Raw genomic sequence first — 16,057 nt, forward strand, 5'->3', positions numbered from 1 at the left:
TAGGGGGTTGTAGGGGTCGCTCGGACGTCATTTTGGGTGGTTTTGCCTGCTACTAAAATGGTAACAGTACTCATATTTGCCCTTTTTTGCCCACAGACCTTTGAGGGTGCGGCGAAAAGGGCTTGTTTTGATTGTTTGGGGCAGGCACGAGGCGCGGAAACGATGTCTGGAGCGACGGAGCGGCTTGGAATTCATCCGCAGAGGTCTTCATTGGCCGCGCCAGGAGTGCCTCCAGGTGCCGGTAGTTAAGGAGCGCCCCTAACTGCCGCAGGGGGCGTCGGCCACGGCCGACGCCCCCTGCGGGTGTAAACAGATTTTGCTGCGCGTTACTTGTCGGTGCCCAGCTTGTGCGGCTTGTAGGCGAGGGCATTGACGAGTGCGTCGGCGGCGGACTTGACGGCTGCCGGCTGCGGATCGTTGACATGGTCCTCGGGGTGCACGGGCAGGTCTTTCTTGACCGCATCGTGGATCAAGTTGAGGTACTCAGTCACGCCAGTGGTCGATAGGTGCGTGCCATCGCCATCGAACAGGTCGTTGCGGTTGGCACTGTATCCGTACCAATCGATAACGCGCACGTTCTTGTAGCGCGTAGCGGCGTTGGCGATGGCCTGGTTGGTAGAGCCAACCCACGGCTGCGGGCTGCGCGTGTTCACAAACACCACAATACGCTTATCTCCTGCATCGGCCATGATGGCGTCGATCTGGTCGTCGGTTACCAAGCCGTTGGTGCCCAGGGCAAAGACCACGATCTTGCCGGCAAGGTTCTGCTGGATATAGCCCTCAAATGTCGCGCGCCCCGCATCAAACTGGCGGCCCTTTTCGGCATCGATATGGCTGTGCGGGAACACGCCGTCAAAGGTGTCTACGGCACGCAGCGACACGGAGTCGCCGATCATAAGCAGATCGTAGGAGCCATCGGGGAAGCCGTCGTTGTCCTTGTCGGTGTCGTCGGCCGCCTGCTGGTCGGTGGGCGCGGTGTTCTTGGCTTCCTTGTTCAGAACTTCGGCGCCCTCGCCGCTCAGCGCAGACGTCTCGGGCACAAAGATCAGGCCGCCCAGTGCAACGACCAACACGACAGCGCAGGCTGCGCAGGCAGGGACGTGCGTGCGCACCCAGTTGGCGGGCGTGGTGGTGCCATCGCGGAACTCGGATACGGTGCGGCCGAAGGCGCCCTTCCTAAACGGCGTCTCGATAAAGCGATATGAGCATTCGGCCACGGCGACCACCAACAACACCTGCAAAATGTACTGCCACCACGGTGTATCGTTGATGTTGGCGACCGGGTTCATGAGCAACAGCAGCGGATAGTGCCACAGGTAGATGCTGTACGAGCGTTTGCCAATCCACACGAGCGGCTCGGCGGACAGCGCACGGGCAACCATTCCCTGGGGCTGCACGCAGGCCGCGATGACCATGAGCGTGAGGATGGAGCACAGCAGCGTGCCTCCGCGATACTGGAACGCGGTGTAGCCGTTGGTGAGCGCGACCATGGCGGCAAGGCCAACCAGACCCACGAGGCCCAACACATCGATGGATGCGGGCGAGGACCAAAAGCGCACGAGGGCGCTCGGCTGTGCCGGGGCGGTCTCGGCTGCTTCGTCGGCCTTCTCGCCAGGCTTGCCCTCGGCGTTCTTGCCGTGCTTGGCGGCGCCAGCTAGGCGATTGAGCCCCAAACGACGAGCGAGACGCACCGGCGCCAGGTCGCGATCGGGGATAAAGGCCATCCAGGCACCCAGCAGCAGCGAGAACACACGGGTGTCGGTGCCGTAGTACACGCGGCTGGGGTCGGCGGCAGGGTTATAGAGCACCATCATGGCGATGGCGGAGACAGCAGCTAGGCCCAGAACCACGCGGCGCGTGTTGGGCTTGCTCACATGCATGGATACCATGGCAAACAGCAGTGGCGGCCAAATCAGGTAGAACTGTTCCTCGATGGCAAGCGACCAAAAGTGCGTGAGTGGCGAGGGGTCGCCCAGAGCATTGAAGTACGAGACGTTTTGGGCAATCTGCCACCAGTTGTTGAAGAACAGCAGCGACGGCAGGATGTCGGGGCGCATCTTGGTGAGCATCACGTGGTTAAAGATGGTGCACAGCGCGCAGGTCACCACCACGACGGTCACCACGGCAGGGACCAGGCGACGGATGCGGCGAATCCAGAAGCTCTTAAGGTCGATGCGGCCGGTCTTAGCGACTTCGTTGAGCAGCAAACGCGTGATCAGATAGCCCGAAAGCACAAAGAAGATCGTGACGCCGAGCAGGCCGCCCTGAGCCCACGTGAGGTTGAGGTGATAGAGCACCACCGCGACGACGGCGAGCGTACGCAGACCGTCGAGTGCAGGGATGTAGCGGGACTTGGGGCGAGCAGGCGTCTGCTCCGCGGCGGGAGTGTTGGCGCGGCCCGCGTTGTTGGCAGAAGCGCGATGGGGGCTCGCGGTGCGTCGCGGTTCGTTGGCACGGCGTTCGCCCTTCACGCGTTCGTGCGGCGCCGGCTCGTTGCCCGTGCGGCGTCGACCGCGCGAGCCCGATTGCGAGAGTTGTTCCATAAAACATCATCCAATGACGAGAATAATCAGCACGCCTTCATTGTAGCTGCCTGCTCCTGTGAATGCTTGCTGCTGGCGCAAGCTCAAGCACGCGTCCACATCAAAGTGAACTAAAGTTATAGGGGGTGCGAGAGCGCACGATCGACGGCCGGCGGTGGGCACAAAGCCTAAAGACGAGGAGGTTTCCATGGCGGATCACAGCATCGTTGCGGTGTTCGGCAGCATGAACATGGACCTTTCGGTGGCGTGCGAGCGCATGCCGCGCGCGGGCGAGACCGTCGGCGGCAGCGGTTTTATCACCAACGCCGGTGGCAAGGGCGCTAACCAGGCCGTCGCCGCCGCGCGCATGGGTGCGCGCACGTGCATGATCGGCGCGGTTGGGCGCGATACGTTTGGCGATGCGCTGGTGGCGGGACTTCAGGATGCCGGCGTGGGCGTTGAGTTTGTGGCGCGTCGCGATGACGTGGAGACCGGTACCGCGACCATCATTCGCTGCGAGAGCGATAACCGCATCGTGCTGTCACCGGGCGCTAACCATGCGCTTGCGGGTGAGGATGTGGCCTGCGCGCTGAGGCGTCTGGTGGCCCATGAGCTCGACGGCGACGCCAGCGAGATTGCCCAGGCTGCCGGAAGCGTCTTTATCGCCCAGGGTGAATGTGACCTTGCAGCGACGGCCGATGCGCTTGTTTGCGCTCACGAGCTGGGGTTCTATGCGGTCTTTAATCCGGCGCCTGCTTGTGAGTTGCCTGCGGAGGTCTGGCCTGCGGTCGACTTGGTCTGCCCCAACGAGACCGAGTGCCAGGTGCTGACGGGCATTCTGCCCACGGATGATGCGAGTTGCGTCGCCGCGCTCAATGCGCTGCTCGACAAGGGCGCCGGAGCTGCGGTCATCACGCTGGGTGGTGCCGGCTCGGTTACGCTCGGTGATGACGGCGAGCTGCTGCGCATGCCGGCGCTTTCGAGCACGCTAGTCGATACCACGGCCGCCGGCGATACGTTTATCGGCGCGTTGGCGGCGGCTCGCCTAGAGGGCCTGCCGCTCTTTGAGTGCATGGCCGCGGGTGCTCGCGCCTCGGCAGTGACGGTGTCGCGCCTGGGCGCTCAGCAATCGATTCCCACGCGCGCCGAAGTTGAACATTGGTTTGGTTAAACGATAAAGACGGAGAAGCGGAGTAGAACAATGGCAATCAAGAAGCTGATCCTTGATCTGGATATGGGAGTGGACGATGCGATGGCGCTGGCCTATGCCATCGCGAGCCCCGAGGTAGAGCTCGTGGGCATCACCACGTGCTTTGGCAACGTGCGCGTCGAGCAATCGGCGCACAATTGCCTGGCGGTGCTCGATCTGCTGGGTCGCCCCGAGGTTCCGGTGTACCTGGGTGCCGACCGTCCTCTGCAGGCGACTGAGCCCTATACGCCGCCGGCGTCCACCGCGCTCATTCACGGCAAGAACGGCATCGGCGGCGCGAGCGTGCCCGCGTCGCCCTACGAGCCGGTGGGGGCGACCTCGGCCGACGGCAACGCTGCGGTCGATTATCTGATCGATGCCGCGCGCACCTATGGTCCCGATCTGGTCTACGTAGCGACTGGCCCGCTCTCCAACCTGGCGCTCGCCCTGGAGCGCGATGCGGCGGCGATGATGTCCATCGGCCGCGTGGTCGTGATGGGCGGCGCCCTTACCGTGCCCGGTAACGTGAGCGCGGGCGCCGAGGCCAACATGGCGAGCGACCCCGAGGCAGCCGACGCGGTGCTGCGCTCGGGCCGTAAGCTCACCATGGTGGGTCTGGACGTGACGCATCGCGTGGTACTCACACGCCGCGACATTGCCGGCTGGACGGGCTCGGGCACCATGGCGGGATGCGCATTTGCGAGCATGGTCGAGCACTACATTGGCTCGTACGAGATGAACGCACCCTACCTGGGTGGTTGTGCGCTGCACGATCCGCTGGCCGTTGCCGTGGCGATCGACCCCACGCTCGTAGGTGCGCTCGGCTGCAACCTGCGTGTTGATCTGCTGGGCGAGTACCGCGGTCGCACCATCTGCGATGAGCGCCGCCTGTCCGATCCGGACAAGAGCGCGCTTGTGGCACTGACCGTGGATGCTCCGCGCTTCCTGTCCGAGTTCAAGACGCGTATGGCCCGTGTCCTTGGCTAAGTTGTCTTTTGGACGGGGCTTTTTTGACTGGTATGATTGGTGCGACCATTCGAACCAGCTAAAAGAGCCCCGTCCCAATTTGACTATCGAGAGGATCTGCCATGGAGCGCATCGCCAGCTTTTCCGTTGATCATCTGCTGCTTGAGCCCGGCGTGTATGTGAGCCGCATCGACCGCGATCCGGCGACCGGTGCCGCCGTCACCACGTTTGACCTGCGCCTGACCACGCCCAACAAGGAGCCGGTCATGAACACGGCCGAGTGCCACACCATCGAGCACCTGGGCGCGACGTTCCTTCGCAATCATGCCGAGTGGTCGAGCCGCATTGTCTACTTTGGCCCCATGGGCTGTGAACTGCGTCCCAAATCTTGGACGCCCTAAATAGCGACTAGGCCGCGAGGGCCTGATTCCGGAACTCCTCCGGGGTCAGGCCCTTCAATCTTACCTGCCTCCGGCTCGTGTTCCAGTGGACTATGTATTCCTCCAGGTCGCGTTTGAAATCCTCGAACGTCTCCCACTCGCGGCCCCGGTAGAACTCGTCCTTGACGTGGCCGAAGAGCTGCTCGGTGGCGGCGTTGTCGATGCAGTTCGCCTTCCTGGACATGCTCTGGACGATGCCGGCGGCCTCGAGCCTGGATGTGTACGAGGCGTGCTGGTACTGCCAGCCCCGGTCCGAGTGCATGGTCGGGGCGGCGCCCTCGGGGATCTTGGACAGCAGCTCGTCGAGCATCCTGACCTGCTGGGCCATGTCGGGCGTGGTCGATATGTCGCTCGCCACGATCTCCTTGGTGCAGAAGTCCAGCGTCGGGGCCCAGTAGGCCTTGCCGCCCGCCACCTTGAACTCGGTGACGTCCGTTCCCAGCTTCCGCCACGGGGCCCCGGCGTCGAAATCCCTCGCGATCACGTTCTCGAACGTCCTGCCGACGACGCCCCTGTACGAGTTGTACCTGTGGTAGGCCGTCTCGCGTCTGATACCGCAGCGAATCCCCATCTCGCGCATCATCTTGAGCACGGTCTTGTCGGCTATCACGGTCCCCTCTTCCGCCCTGAGGCACATCGCTATCTGCCGGTGCCCGCAGCCGTTGGCGGTGCGCGAGAAGATCTCGGCGGCCGCCTCCCAGAGCTCGGGGCGCGTGGGCCTCGGCGGGTGCGCGAGGGCGTAGTAGTAGGTCGACCGCTTGAGCTCGGCGCATGCGAGCAAGTGCCCGAGCGCGTGCCCCTCGGCGCGCAGGGCCGCGACCGCTTCGGCCTTCGCCCTGGTCAGAGCCCGTCCCTCTCGACCAGGGCGCGTAATTTTTTTAGGTAGGCCACCTCGGCCTCGAGCCTACGGCACCGCTCCTCGAGCTCCTCCTCGCGGGTCCGCGGCCTCGCCTTGGAACCCTTCGGCCGGCCCTTGGGCCTCGGGCGCAGGGCCTCCGCGCCGCCCCGGCGGTATAGCGCGCACCACTTCTTGAGCGGCGACATCGACATTATGCCGAACGCCGCCATCGCCTCGGTCTTCGTCATGCCGCCGTCGACGACGGCGGAGGCGGCGGCGACCTTCTGCTCGTATGTGTACCTGCCCTGCTTTCCGTCCATGCGCAGCAGCACCTCGCTCCCGAATGCGCGGTATATCTCCTGCCATCTTCTCACGGCTTCCACGGGAAGCGAAAGGGCAATCGCGGCAGATTTATACCCGTGCCCGAGCTCGAAGAGCCCTATGGCCGCCTTCCTGGCCTCGATATCATGCTTCACTCTCAAATCAACGCGCATAAAGAAAGCCTCCCATTTCTCATGTCCAAGAAATGGGAGGCAGTTCACTGCCGCACGGGCTTTTACCTCGTTGTGTTTGGCGAGGTGACGAGCGAGGAGATCCTGCCGCTCGTGCGTGAGCTGTTCGAGTTTGTCGCCGACTTTGAGGGCGATGTCCCCGGTGCCGCTCCCGAGGAGTGCGGCAACTACCTGGACCAGAACCTCCCCATGGCAAACTGGCTCGCGCGCCGTTACCTCGACCGCGACCTGGCCGATATCGACGAGAAGCATCTGCACTATCAGCAGGCGTAAGGGCTTTGTCGTCCAAAACGCGCGCATTGGGCGCCTTTTTGTTGATTGGTCGGGACAAGCGTTCAAAATCGCTCATGTATGTTCTAGAATGTTCGTATAGTCACATTTACGAACAGGAGTGAACATGCATATCTACTCTGTCAACGATCCCGAGTTCAAATCCTATGGCAACGTTTGGGATGGCGTTCCGTCCGAGCTCACGTCGCCCGTGCTCGAGGCGCTTTCTGCCACGCCCATCCCCGAGGGCAGTAAGTACGTAGCAAGCGCGCCGGAGCTCGAGGGCGTCAAGGATGCCGATAAACTGGGCTTTCTCATGTTTGGCGGCCGCCCCTTCCAACTGGGCTGGTGCAACGGACACAACACGCAGCTCAACTGCCTGGAGTATCACCGCGCCAGCGAGTTTAACCTGGGCGCCCGCGATTTTATCCTGCTCGTGGCACATCGCTGGGAGATCGAGGACGGCAAGCTCGACACCGCGTGCGTCAAGGCGTTCCGCGTGCCGGCGGGCAAGGTTGTCGAGGTTTTCAACACCACGCTCCACTACACGCCGTGCATGGTCGACGACGGTGGCTTCCAGGTGATGGTGGCGCTTCCCGCCGGCACCAACGGCCCGCGCCCCGAGGCCGCGGCCGACATGCCCACGGCCGGCGACGCTTACTGCTATTGGAAGGCCGACAAGTGGGTTCTCTGCCATGCCGACAGCCCCAAGGCTGCCGAGGGCGGCTACGTAGGCCTCATCGGCAAGAACCTCGACATCGCCTGCGACTAGAATCTTCCATCTCGATCTGTAACATCTAGCGGGCTAAATCGTCTCTACCTGTTACAGATCGAGACAAACCGGGCCCAAGCCGCCACAAAGGTGCCTGTCCCCTTTGTGGCGGTTTGGGGCGGCGGTATCAGAAAGTGTCAGACGGGGGCGGCTGCCGGGCCGCCGTGTGCGAAAAGAAGTGTCGGCCTGCGTCGCTGTCGTTGGGCGAGGCCCTATTTGCGGGGATACTGAAACCACGACAAGCAGCGTATGAAAGGATCGATGCATGGCTTTTCGTAAAGACTTCCTGTGGGGCGGCGCGACGGCTGCTAACCAGTGCGAGGGCGCCTACAACGTGGACGGCCGCGGCCTTGCCAACGTGGACGTGGCTCCGCACGGCCCCGAGCGCTATGCGGTGGTCTCCGGCCAGCGTAAAATGCTCGACTTCGAGGACGGCTATTACTACCCCGCGCAGACCGGCATCGATTTCTACCACCACTACAAGGAGGACATCGCCCTCTTTGCCGAGATGGGCTTTAAGACCTTCCGCATGAGCCTGGCGTGGACCCGCATCTTCCCCAACGGCGACGAGACCGAGCCCAATGAGGCTGGCCTGGCCTTCTACGAGGACGTGTTCCGCGAGTGTCAGGCGCACGGCATCGAGCCGCTCGTGACCATCACGCACTTCGACTGCCCGATTCACCTCATCAAGGAGTATGGCGGCTGGCGCAACCGCAAGCTCATCGACTTCTACAAGAACCTCGCGATCACGATCTTCACCCGCTACAAGGGCCTGGTGAAGTACTGGCTTACCTTCAACGAGATTAATATGATTCTGCACCTGCCGTTTATGGGTGCCGGTCTGGTCTTTGAGGAGGGAGAGAACAAGGAGGCTGTCGAGTACCTGGCCGCCCACAACGAGCTCGTCGCCAGCGCTTGGGCAACCAAGATCGCTCACGAGATCGACCCTGAGGTCAAGATCGGCTGCATGCTCGCCGCAGGTAGCTACTACCCCTACAGCTGCCGTCCGGGCGATGTGCGCCAGGCGCAGCTCGATAACCAGGACAACTACTTCTTCGTCGACGTCCAGAGCCGCGGCTACTACCCGGCCTATGCCGTCAAGAAGCTCGAGCGCCTGGGCATCGATGTGGGCATGACGGACGAGGACCGCGAAATCCTGGCCGCCCACACCGTCGACTTCATCAGCTTTAGCTATTACAGCACCCGTTGCTCCGCCGGTGCCGATAACCCCGATGTCGAGCGCACCCAGGGCAACGCCTTCGCCGGCGCCAAGAACCCCTACCTGCAGGAGAGCCAGTGGGGCTGGGCCATCGATCCGCTGGGCTTCCGCATCACCCTTAACGACCTGTACGACCGTTATCAGAAGCCGCTGTTTGTGGTCGAGAACGGCCTGGGCGCCAAGGATGTTGTCGAGGAGGACGGCTCCATCAACGACGACTACCGCATCGACTACCTGCGCCAGCATATCGCCGCGATGCGTGATGCGGTGACCGAGGACGGCGTTGACCTGCTGGGCTACACCACCTGGGGCCCGATCGACTTGGTGTCTGCCGGCACAGGCGAGATGTCCAAGCGCTACGGCTTTATCTATGTCGACCGCGATGATGCGGGCAACGGCACCCTCAAGCGTTCCAAGAAGAAGAGCTTCGACTGGTACAAGAAGGTTATCGCCACCAACGGCGAAGATTTGGCCTAGGCTTTCCCGATAACCGTAGCCTCCTAACCAAGGCGCCCGGCGAGTATGTGCTCGCCGGGCGCCTTGCCGTCTGCGGATTTTGGGACATGCGGCCCGCTTTTTCGACCCATCTGTCGGTACACTAAAAGCACTATGGGTACCCGCGAGCGACATATCGGCAACGCGGCCGCCCGATCCGCACCCGTGGCGGATCCCAGGGGCGGCAGGCTCTTCGCCATGCCGCGATTCCTTGTTGGCATAACACATCAGGTGTACCGCCACCGCGTCTTTGCTATCGCCGGTGTCATCACCGCGATGTTCCTCATGCTTTTGGCAGTCTTGCCGGCGCTGTTCGCCTTCGACCCTAAACTTTCTAACGCCGCGCCCGCCTATAGCGAGGTGTCCGAAGAGGTCGTGGATGCGCTCGTCCATTCGAGCTCTCTCCCGTTGCTTGTCGCCGCAATTGTATTTTCGATTTGGGGCGTATCGGTCTATCTTCGCTGTTTGGACTATGTGTTGCGCCGCCGCCTTGTTGCCATTGCCACCATTTGCACCCTGTGGATGATCGAAGTCATTCTCAAGTACAAGTCGTTCACGCCGTTCTATGCCACCGTGCTGTGGTACCTGTACTACGTGCCCATGACGCTCATTCCGCTGCTCTACCAGTTGTGTGGTCTGCGCCTTGCGGGCCTGGAGCAACACCGCCTGGGTCGCCGCTACTGCGCTGCGCTGTGGATTGTGGCCATCCTGCTTATCGGATTTGTGCTCACCAACGATTTTCACCAGCAGGTCTTCCGCTTTGACCGCACAAGCGACACCTGGAGCAACGACTACACGTACGGCTGGGGATATTTCGCCGTCCTCGTGTGGACGGCCTTTAACTTTGTGGCCTTTTTTATCCTGGTGGGCCGGTCCTCGTCCTTTCGCATGGTTGATTTCCGATCTCAGCCGAACACATTGAGCAAATAGGCCATTCCCGCAGTTAGCTGAACGCCCCCGCGGCCCCTCCTGGGGTCCGGGGGCGCCGTTTTCCCAGTTGAAGGAACGGTGGAGATGTGTTTCGATGGGTCCGGTGGCCATGCTCCGCCCTCCGCCCGGCACCTCTTCCCAGACTCAGCCGGACGGCCGGTCCGTCTATTCCGTTTTTTCCTTCAGGCTAGGACAGCGGGGCATCGCCCCTCTCTGCGCGCGCCCGCCCTATCAGTCCCGGCGTCAGGTCGAGCTCGCCGAGCGGCACGTCCTCCACGCCGTAGGCGTCCAGCAGCGCCGCCGCGTCGTCCCCGAGCATCGCCCTGAAGGCGCGGGCGGGCGTCGTGAAGCCGAGCGCGCCGCGGGGCTCGGAGTTCACGTGCGACATGGCCAGCGCCAGGTCGGCCGGGGAGAGCCGGTCGAACCTGATTCCGGCGCCCTTGGGCAGCAGCTTCCTTATCTCGACGTGGTTGCGCTCGCAGGCGCCCTTCTGGTCGCTTCGCCCGGGGTCGCAGTAGAACAGCCTCGTCTCGCCCGGCCCCTCGCCGAGCAGCGCCGCGATCGCCGCCTCGTCGGAGAACTCGGCGCCGTTGTCGGTGAGCACGGCGCGGAAGACCCTGCCCATGCCGTCGGCGCCGAGGACCTCCCTGATATCGCCCAGGGCGTCCGCGACGCACCCGGCGGTCTTCTCCTCCAGCGGCAGCGCGAGCTGGAGCCTGCTGGGGCGGTGCAGCAGCGTGAGCAGGCAGGCGGAGTCCTCCCGCGCGCCCTCGACCGTGTCCATCTCCCAGGCCGCGGCGCACGCGTCCTCCCCGAGGGCGAGGAACGCGGCATGCGACCTGCGGGCGGAGTGGCGCGTGGCCGCCCGGCCGGCGGCGCTCTTCCTCGGCCTGTAGCCGACCTTGCGCCTGAGCTCCATGTTGGTCATGCCGTCGTAGCCCGCCGAGACCCAGCGGTAGATGGTCGACGGCGACAGGTCCACCGGGCCGCCGTTGCGCGCCGCCATCTGCTCGGGCGAGAGCCCCCGGCGCAGGCAGTCCCTTATCGCCTCCAGCCTGGCCGCCGCGGCGGGCTCGTCGGCGTCTATCCCGCGCCTGGACGAGACGAGGACCGAGTCGGCGCACAGCTGCGCGGCCCGGGCCTCGTAGAAGACGTGGGGGCGGCGCTTGCAGCCGATCGCGCGGTACCGGCCGCAGCCGTTGCAGCATCGCGGCCACGCGGCCAGGCGCGGGCAGGCCGCCGACAGGTCGGCGGAGGCGTCCACGCGCTCGCCGCGCCTGGACTTCGGCGCCGTCACGAACCTGTGCGACGCCACCTCGGCGCTCACCGTCGAGGGCGACCTGCCCAGCTCCCTCGCGATCTCCCTGCACGAGGCCCCGCGCTCCAGCATCCTCTGGACCGTGTCCCGCTCGTGCCTCGTGAGCCTTCCGTAGGCCCTCGGGACCGCCCTCGCGGAGCCCCTATTCTTCTTTCCGGACATGCCGTCCTCCGATCTCCCGGGGCCGGCCGGTCCGGCCCTCAGGGTATCGGGTTCCCACATTCATCCGCACATGTGCGGATGAATGTGGGAAGTGTTCGGATGAAGTTGATAATCAAGGCGTCCTTTCGCATCCAACGTTTCTCGGGCACGGCGGCGCTCGTGCTGCTGGGCGGCGCGTTCTTTGCCATCTCATATGCGTTGCGCGTGCCCTGGGCATGGAGGCTCAACTTCTCGCTCGTCTATTGCGTCTTGTGCGTGGTGGCGATGGAAATCTGTCTCGATTGCGGTGTCGTTCCGTCATATCACGACATCGCCGGCATTTTCGACACCTTGCCGCTTGACCTCAAAGTTCTAACGCGCGACTTGCAGGAAGTCTATGCCACGCCAGTGTCAAAGCCAATGCCGGTGGGCGTGCGCGAGGAGTTGCGGACCCAGGCGCACAGCCGCGCCCATGCCTTTGTCGTGGCGTCCGACCCCGATGTGATGTGCCGTGCCTTTCCACTGCTGGGCGGATCGGCCCTGCTTGCCCAAGACGTGTCGGATCTCAACGAGCTTAACCGTGAACTGGCACATCGTCGTATGGAGCTGCAGCGTCAAAATGAGCTGCTCGCCGCCGACTACGACCTTAAGACGCACCTGGCAGACCAAGAGGCCGAGACCTTGCTGGTCCAAGACGTGGACCAGGCGCTTGCCCGCGCGCTCGAAGGGATGTACGACCTGCTGAGCTCGCTACCGCCGTTGACCGATGAATCGTCTTCGCACGAGCGTTACCGCATGCTGCAGCGCGCCAAGATGCTCGTCGCCTATTGCAAGCGCAAGGGGTCGCTCACGTTGGCACAGCACGGGGAGAGCGGTTTTGATCGCGACCGCATTCAGCTCATTGCCAACGAGCTCGCAAGCGACCTGCGCACCATCGATATCGATTGCGCCTCGATTATCGCCATACGGCGCCCGATGCACGCCAGTACGGTAAGCGCCCTGTACGACTGCGTGTATGACTTTGCGTTTTTTGCCTACACCACCGACCATCCGGCGCTTATGTATCACTTGGGCGATCATGACCGATGCAGTGTCGAGCTGCGTGCCGCGCTTTTTTCCAACGATGATGCAGATCTTTCGCAGACGCCCGCTGCGCAAGAGCTCGAAAGCGCTCTACAAGGGCGCAACGTGGCATACCGCCTTGAGGGCGAGCCCGGCCAGCTGCGCATGATCGTCTTGATGCCGAGGGCGGGTGAGTGACGATGCAGATTTCGCTCATTCTTCCCCAAATCGTTGCGCTCGATGTTGTCTTTGCCCTGGCTGCGTGTCTGCAGACGATCCACGTCCCGCTCATCGCATCGCGCCGTTCGTCCTATAACCGTAAGGTGATTTGCGCCTACGAGGCGAGCCTTGTGCTTCACCTGATGATTTCGGCGCTCATCTTATTCGCGTCGTCTGGCTCGTATCTGGTGGCACCGCTTGACGTTTGCGCCAGGGCAATGGGCGGATCGCTGTGGCTCAATGCCGTGATCTTTGCCTACGGCGTGGTGCTTATGGTGCACTATCGTCGCCTCGTCATGCTGGCCGAACTGTTGCTCGTTGTCGCCGTGACGCCGCCGGTGGTTTTTGCCATGGGCTCGGCGTGGACCGTTGTCCTTATCGCAGAGGGAGCGTTTTTCCTGTTTCGTTCCATCGCGGCGCTCTTGATGGACGTCCGTAACCGCCAGGAGGATATCACCGCGTTCTCGACGATCGAGACCATCAACGTGATTCCCGTGGGCATCCTGTATCTGGACCCGAGGGGCCGTCCGCTGCTCATGAACCGCTGCATGCGCAAAAACCTAGTGGAACTTCATATGCCCACCGATCTAGGTGACATGAGCGGCACATGGAACGACCTGCGCAAACTCAGCATGCAAATGCCCGAAAGCAGTAGGAACCGTGTGCGGATTAACTTGGATCGTTTTGGTGATGCTCGCGCGGTGATCGAGATTTCTCCCGCCGAGATTCGCCTATTTGTGCACGACGAGGTTATGGTTTCGGGCCGCCTCTTTGAGCGCATTATCGGACTGGACGTGACGGAATACGCACACGCCTACGACCGCTTGGCGCAAGCAAACCACCTACTTGAGCTTGCGGGCCAAGAGCTCCAGTCCCAGATCGAAGAAGTTAAAAAGGTTGCCGACAATGCGGCCTACCTACGTATGCGCGCCCGCGTTCACGATGTGATCGGGCAGCGCCTGTCCATTCTCCATCGCTATTTGGAGGAGGGGCGCCTGGACGACGAGTCGCTCGAGCAGATTGACCCGTTGCTGCGCTCAATTGCCGCCGATTTGCGCAGTGGCGGTGCCAGCGAGCCTGCAGAGCAGCTGGGTGATATCGTCCATGCTTTTGGCTTGGTGAGTGTGCAGATCGATGTCGAGGGTGCGCTGCCTGAGGACGCGCGTGTCGCCGCCGCATTTTTGCAGATTATTCGCGAGGCCTCGACCAATGCCACCAAGCATGCGCAGGCGCATCGGGTCCATGTGCGCCTGTGGCAGGAGGGGGCGGATGCTGACGGCATCGCGCACATGACGATTTCTAACGACGGGTCCCCGGCCTCCGTATCGTATCGCGAGGGAACGGGTATCCCAGGTATGAGGCATGTCGCACAAGATCTGGGTGGCAGCCTAGAGGTCCATGCCGTCCCTCCCTTTACGCTTGCGGTGTCCATCCCGCTCAACGCCAGCGCCACAGCTCAAAGGAGAAGCTCATGATCCGCGTCCTTATAGTCGAAGACCAGGCCATCCTGCGCGAGAGCCTGGCGCGTTCCGTTGGCGACCAGCCCGATATGACCGTTGTTTCCGCCATTGCCGATGCTTCCGAGGCCTTGGGTGTCGCGCTCAAGGAGCGCCCGGACATGATACTGATGGACGTGTGCACCGAACACGATTCAAACGGCATCGTGGCGGCGGCGCGCATCAAGGAGCAACTGCCCGAGTGTCGCATCATTATCATGACCGGCATGCCCGAGATCACCTTTGTCGATCAGGCCCGCGAGGCGGGCGTCGACAGCTTTGTGTACAAGAACGTCGGTATCGACGAGCTGTTCGCCGTGATGCGCTCCACGCTGGCGGGCTATTGCACGTTTCCCAAGCCGCCCGAGAGCATTTTTTCGGGCACGGCGACCCTCGACGATGTCGAGCTGTCGATTTTGCGCCTTGCCTGCGAGGGCAAGAGCCGCCGCGAGATCGCGGCCGAGCTGTTTATGAGCGAGGGCACCATCAAACGCCGCATCTCGGAGATTCTCAACAAGACCGGCTACGACAACATCATGCGCCTGGCCGTGCATGCGGTGACCGAAGGCAGCATCGTCCCCAACATGGAGCGCCCGTAGTCGGTGTGCCGCCCGTGCTCCAACGCCGAAGATAGGTCGCCCGCCGTTTTGCATCTAAAAACGGCGGGCGACCTGCTTGTATGGGCAGTGCTGTCGGCATAAAGCGGCGGGGCCGCAGGATCATTTCCTGCGGCCCCGCCTGGCATGTGCGCGGATATGTCCGCCAATCCGCGGCTATCGGTGTCTGCCGTTACGCGATGGTTGCGCTGTAAGAGGCGACGTCCTCGTAGGAATCGGTCAGGTAGGCGTCGATGCCGATGGTCGTGTTGACCAGGTCGTCAAGACTGTCAAGCTCGCCGCTCGAGAACGTGAATTCCTCGGTGGCGCTGGTGCCGGGCATCAGGTTAGCCGAGAACCAGGGTTCCTTCATGGTGCCGTTGACGTTGGTCTTGCCGGAAGGAGCGTAGAAGGTCAGGTCCTTGTCGCTCTTGTTGGTGATGTTGACGACAAAGCCGATGTCGCCCCAGTCGTCCTTGAACTTCTCGGTGATGGTGATGGTGCACAGATCGTCATCGGCGACGGTGACGGCGGGGGAGATTTCGACGTTCTGGACATCGTCGTCTTCGACGGCCTCATCGATCTCCTCTTCCTTCTCGGCCGCCTCGCGATCCTTCTTCACCGTACCGGACAGGTCCTTGTCGGACTTGGTAAAGACAAGATTGCCGTCATCTTCTTCGAGGATGAGTTTGCCGTCCTTGAGCTTCATGTCGTGCGACTCATCTTCGGCGGTGATGGTTACGGTGGTGGCGTCCTTTGCCTCCCATTTAAGGTCGACGACTTCAAGGAACAGGTCGAGGGCGCCTGTACCGTCCTCATCGAGAATCAGGACGCAGTGGACACCCCAATCCTCGAGCATCTTCATGTACTCATCGGTCAGCTCTTCGCCATCCACGGTTCCACCCGAGAGTTCCCAGCTGCCGACGAAGTTGGCCTTGGGGTCCTTGCCGCCGCCGCTGCAGCCCGTCAGGGCAAAGGCGAGCGCCAGGACGCATGTCAGGAATGCGAGTACGGATTTTTTGAACGTTGTCTTCATGGTGTCCTCCTTTATCGAACGAAACCCATAGAAGCA

Annotated in this window: 14 protein-coding genes and 1 pseudogene; 10 read left to right on the forward strand and 5 right to left on the reverse strand. The window is 62.6% G+C overall.

The features are described from left to right. Window positions 1-326: 326 nt before the first annotated feature. Entirely contained in the window at window positions 327-2,543 is a 2,217-nt protein-coding gene (locus tag LCQ44_RS03695) for an acyltransferase family protein (RefSeq protein ID WP_225094090.1), read from the reverse strand. Between the two features lie 187 nt (window positions 2,544-2,730). Here LCQ44_RS03695 and LCQ44_RS03700 point away from each other — a divergent pair, with 187 nt between their 5' ends. The 3 genes and pseudogenes from LCQ44_RS03700 to LCQ44_RS03710 all read left to right on the forward strand — a co-directional run. Next, entirely contained in the window at window positions 2,731-3,693 is a 963-nt protein-coding gene (locus LCQ44_RS03700; RefSeq protein ID WP_225094091.1) for a ribokinase, read from the forward strand. A 30-nt stretch (window positions 3,694-3,723) separates the two neighbouring features. Further along, complete coding sequence (locus tag LCQ44_RS03705; protein ID WP_138374336.1) at window positions 3,724-4,698, forward strand: nucleoside hydrolase; 975 nt, start codon at window positions 3,724-3,726, stop codon at window positions 4,696-4,698. A gap of 101 nt (window positions 4,699-4,799) precedes the next feature. Continuing rightward, a pseudogene (locus LCQ44_RS03710) lies at window positions 4,800-5,048 on the forward strand (S-ribosylhomocysteine lyase); the annotation flags it as partial. A 37-nt stretch (window positions 5,049-5,085) separates the two neighbouring features. Here the strand turns inward: LCQ44_RS03710 and LCQ44_RS03715 are convergent. Beyond that, window positions 5,086-5,991 (reverse strand): IS3 family transposase, encoded by a 906-nt coding sequence (locus tag LCQ44_RS03715; protein WP_225094231.1) that lies wholly within the window; start codon window positions 5,989-5,991, stop codon window positions 5,086-5,088. Then, window positions 5,958-6,449 (reverse strand): helix-turn-helix domain-containing protein, encoded by a 492-nt coding sequence (locus LCQ44_RS03720; protein WP_117736974.1) that lies wholly within the window; start codon window positions 6,447-6,449, stop codon window positions 5,958-5,960. Before LCQ44_RS03720 ends, LCQ44_RS03715 begins: the two co-directional genes overlap by 34 nt. Window positions 6,450-6,470: 21 nt before the next feature. Here LCQ44_RS03720 and LCQ44_RS03725 point away from each other — a divergent pair, with 21 nt between their 5' ends. From LCQ44_RS03725 to LCQ44_RS03740, 4 genes are all read left to right on the forward strand, one after another. Continuing rightward, window positions 6,471-6,740: an S-ribosylhomocysteine lyase gene (locus LCQ44_RS03725; protein WP_225094092.1), complete on the forward strand. Its 270-nt coding sequence runs from the start codon at window positions 6,471-6,473 to the stop codon at window positions 6,738-6,740. A gap of 124 nt (window positions 6,741-6,864) precedes the next feature. Then, window positions 6,865-7,509 (forward strand): DUF4867 family protein, encoded by a 645-nt coding sequence (locus LCQ44_RS03730; RefSeq protein WP_225094093.1) that lies wholly within the window; start codon window positions 6,865-6,867, stop codon window positions 7,507-7,509. 265 nt (window positions 7,510-7,774) lie between these two features. Beyond that, window positions 7,775-9,205: a 6-phospho-beta-glucosidase gene (locus LCQ44_RS03735; protein ID WP_225094094.1), complete on the forward strand. Its 1,431-nt coding sequence runs from the start codon at window positions 7,775-7,777 to the stop codon at window positions 9,203-9,205. 216 nt (window positions 9,206-9,421) lie between these two features. Then, window positions 9,422-10,153: a histidine kinase N-terminal 7TM domain-containing protein gene (locus LCQ44_RS03740; RefSeq protein ID WP_225094095.1), complete on the forward strand. Its 732-nt coding sequence runs from the start codon at window positions 9,422-9,424 to the stop codon at window positions 10,151-10,153. A gap of 187 nt (window positions 10,154-10,340) precedes the next feature. Here the strand turns inward: LCQ44_RS03740 and LCQ44_RS03745 are convergent, their stop codons facing one another. Further along, complete coding sequence (locus LCQ44_RS03745; RefSeq protein WP_225093224.1) at window positions 10,341-11,633, reverse strand: IS30 family transposase; 1,293 nt, start codon at window positions 11,631-11,633, stop codon at window positions 10,341-10,343. A gap of 99 nt (window positions 11,634-11,732) precedes the next feature. Between LCQ44_RS03745 and LCQ44_RS03750 the strand changes: the two genes are divergently transcribed. From LCQ44_RS03750 to LCQ44_RS03760, 3 genes are read left to right on the forward strand one after another with little or no spacing between them, the layout of a single operon-like run. Then, window positions 11,733-12,872 (forward strand): hypothetical protein, encoded by a 1,140-nt coding sequence (locus LCQ44_RS03750; RefSeq protein WP_225094096.1) that lies wholly within the window; start codon window positions 11,733-11,735, stop codon window positions 12,870-12,872. Continuing rightward, window positions 12,869-14,368, forward strand: a complete 1,500-nt coding sequence (locus tag LCQ44_RS03755; RefSeq protein WP_161145525.1) for a sensor histidine kinase — start codon at window positions 12,869-12,871, stop codon at window positions 14,366-14,368. The genes LCQ44_RS03750 and LCQ44_RS03755 overlap by 4 nt, the downstream gene beginning before the upstream one ends. Beyond that, the gene (locus tag LCQ44_RS03760) at window positions 14,365-14,988 is read left to right on the forward strand and encodes a response regulator transcription factor (protein WP_195361880.1); all 624 of its coding nucleotides are present in this window, start codon (window positions 14,365-14,367) and stop codon (window positions 14,986-14,988) included. Before LCQ44_RS03755 ends, LCQ44_RS03760 begins: the two co-directional genes overlap by 4 nt. 190 nt (window positions 14,989-15,178) lie before the next feature. Here LCQ44_RS03760 and LCQ44_RS03765 read toward each other — a convergent pair whose 3' ends face one another. Beyond that, window positions 15,179-16,021, reverse strand: coding sequence for a hypothetical protein (locus LCQ44_RS03765; RefSeq protein ID WP_225094097.1), 843 nt, complete (start codon window positions 16,019-16,021; stop codon window positions 15,179-15,181). Between the last annotated feature and the right edge of the window lie 36 nt (window positions 16,022-16,057).

It is taken from the genome of Collinsella aerofaciens, assembly GCF_020181355.1.
In the GTDB taxonomy this organism is placed as follows: Bacteria; Actinomycetota; Coriobacteriia; order Coriobacteriales; family Coriobacteriaceae; genus Collinsella.

Coding starts and splice junctions, on each gene's coding strand:
- LCQ44_RS03695 (WP_225094090.1), bottom strand. CDS start 2,543: ATGGAACAACTCTCGCAATCGGGCTCGCGCGGTCGACGCCGCACGGGC.
- LCQ44_RS03700 (WP_225094091.1), top strand. CDS start 2,731: ATGGCGGATCACAGCATCGTTGCGGTGTTCGGCAGCATGAACATGGAC.
- LCQ44_RS03705 (WP_138374336.1), top strand. CDS start 3,724: ATGGCAATCAAGAAGCTGATCCTTGATCTGGATATGGGAGTGGACGAT.
- LCQ44_RS03720 (WP_117736974.1), bottom strand. CDS start 6,449: ATGCGCGTTGATTTGAGAGTGAAGCATGATATCGAGGCCAGGAAGGCG.
- LCQ44_RS03725 (WP_225094092.1), top strand. CDS start 6,471: ATGTCCAAGAAATGGGAGGCAGTTCACTGCCGCACGGGCTTTTACCTC.
- LCQ44_RS03730 (WP_225094093.1), top strand. CDS start 6,865: ATGCATATCTACTCTGTCAACGATCCCGAGTTCAAATCCTATGGCAAC.
- LCQ44_RS03735 (WP_225094094.1), top strand. CDS start 7,775: ATGGCTTTTCGTAAAGACTTCCTGTGGGGCGGCGCGACGGCTGCTAAC.
- LCQ44_RS03740 (WP_225094095.1), top strand. CDS start 9,422: ATGCCGCGATTCCTTGTTGGCATAACACATCAGGTGTACCGCCACCGC.
- LCQ44_RS03745 (WP_225093224.1), bottom strand. CDS start 11,633: ATGTCCGGAAAGAAGAATAGGGGCTCCGCGAGGGCGGTCCCGAGGGCC.
- LCQ44_RS03750 (WP_225094096.1), top strand. CDS start 11,733: ATGAAGTTGATAATCAAGGCGTCCTTTCGCATCCAACGTTTCTCGGGC.
- LCQ44_RS03760 (WP_195361880.1), top strand. CDS start 14,365: ATGATCCGCGTCCTTATAGTCGAAGACCAGGCCATCCTGCGCGAGAGC.
- LCQ44_RS03765 (WP_225094097.1), bottom strand. CDS start 16,021: ATGAAGACAACGTTCAAAAAATCCGTACTCGCATTCCTGACATGCGTC.